This window comes from Streptomyces sp. NPDC055103 (assembly GCF_053607625.1).
On sequence record NZ_JBSGTX010000167.1, the window covers coordinates 1 to 1759 of the forward strand.

Genomic DNA, 1759 nt, shown 5'->3' on the forward strand with positions numbered 1-1759 from the left:
GGTCAGTCCTTGATGTCGCAGATGGTGGCGCCGGAGGTGACGGAGGCGCCGACCTCGGCGGACAGGCCCTTGACGGTGCCGGAGCGGTGGGCGTTGAGGGGCTGTTCCATCTTCATGGCTTCCAGGACGACGATGAGATCGCCTTCCTTGACCTCCTGGCCCTCCTCGACCGCGATCTTCACGATCGTGCCCTGCATCGGCGAGGCGAGCGTGTCGCCCGAGGCGGTCGGGCCGGACTTCTTCGCGGCGCGGCGCTTCGGCTTCGCACCGGCGGCCAGTCCGGTGCGGGCCAGGGTCATGCCGAGGGAGGACGGCAGGGAGACCTCAAGGCGCTTGCCGCCGACCTCGACGACGATCGTCTCGCGGCCCGACTCGTCCTCGTCCGCCTCCGCGCCGGCGGGCGCGAACGGCTTGATCTCGTTGACGAACTCCGTCTCGATCCACCGCGTGTGGACCCGGAAGGGGTCGGCGGTGAACGCGGGGTCGACGACGACGGCCTGGTGGAAGGGGATGGCCGTGGCCATGCCCTCGACCGTGAACTCGCCCAGGGCGCGGGCGGCGCGCTGGAGTGCCTGCTCGCGGGTCGCGCCGGTCACGATCAGCTTGGCCAGGAGGCTGTCCCAGGCCGGGCCGATGACGGAGCCGGACTCGACGCCCGCGTCGAGGCGGACGCCGGGGCCCGTGGGGGCGTTGAAGACGGTGACGGTGCCGGGGGCGGGCAGGAAGCCCCGGCCCGGGTCCTCGCCGTTGATGCGGAACTCGAAGGAGTGACCGCGCACGGCGGGGTCGCCGTAGCCGAGGGCTTCGCCGTCGGCGATCCGGAACATCTCACGGACCAGGTCGATGCCGGTGACCTCTTCGGTGACCGGGTGCTCGACCTGGAGGCGGGTGTTGACCTCCAGGAAGCTGATGGTGCCGTCGGTGCCGACGAGGAACTCGACGGTTCCGGCGCCGACGTAGCCGGCCTCCTTCAGGATCGCCTTCGACGCCGCGTACAGCTCGGCGTTCTGCGCGTCGCTCAGGAACGGCGCCGGGGCCTCCTCGACGAGCTTCTGGTGGCGGCGCTGGAGCGAGCAGTCACGGGTGGAGACGACGACCACGTTGCCGTGGGAGTCCGCCAGGCACTGCGTCTCCACGTGACGCGGCTTGTCGAGGTAGCGCTCGACGAAGCACTCACCGCGGCCGAAGGCCGCGACAGCCTCACGGACGGCCGAGTCGTACAGCTCCGGCACTTCCTCCAGGGTGCGGGCGACCTTCAGGCCGCGACCGCCACCACCGAAGGCGGCCTTGATCGCGATCGGCAGACCGTGCTCCTCGGCGAACGCCACGACCTCGTCCGCACCCGACACCGGGTCCGGCGTGCCCGCGACCAGCGGGGCGCCGGCGCGCTGGGCGATGTGACGGGCCGCCACCTTGTCACCCAGGTCACGGATCGCCTGCGGCGGCGGGCCGATCCAGATCAGACCGGCGTCCAGGACCGCCTGCGCGAACTCGGCGTTCTCGGAGAGGAAGCCGTAACCGGGGTGGACCGCGTCCGCCCCGGAGTCCTTCGCGGCCTGCAACACCTTCGCCATGTCCAGATAACTGGTCGCCGGGGTGTCACCGCCCAGAGCGAACGCCTCGTCAGCCGCCCGGACGTGCAGAGCGTCCCGGTCCGGATCGGCGTACACGGCCACGCTGCCGATACCCGCGTCCCGGCACGCCCGGGCCACACGGACAGCGATTTCGCCACGGTTGGCGATGAGCACCTTGCGCACGA

1 protein-coding gene is annotated in these 1759 nt (G+C 71.3%); it reads right to left on the bottom strand.

Features of this window, described 5'->3' with window-relative positions; genetic code table 11:
- Positions 1 to 2 precede the first annotated feature (2 nt).
- On the bottom strand, positions 3 to 1757 hold the full coding sequence (locus ACWFR1_RS40270; RefSeq protein ID WP_453561065.1) for an acetyl/propionyl/methylcrotonyl-CoA carboxylase subunit alpha: 1755 nt from the start codon (positions 1755 to 1757) through the stop codon (positions 3 to 5).
- Positions 1758 to 1759 lie beyond the last annotated feature (2 nt).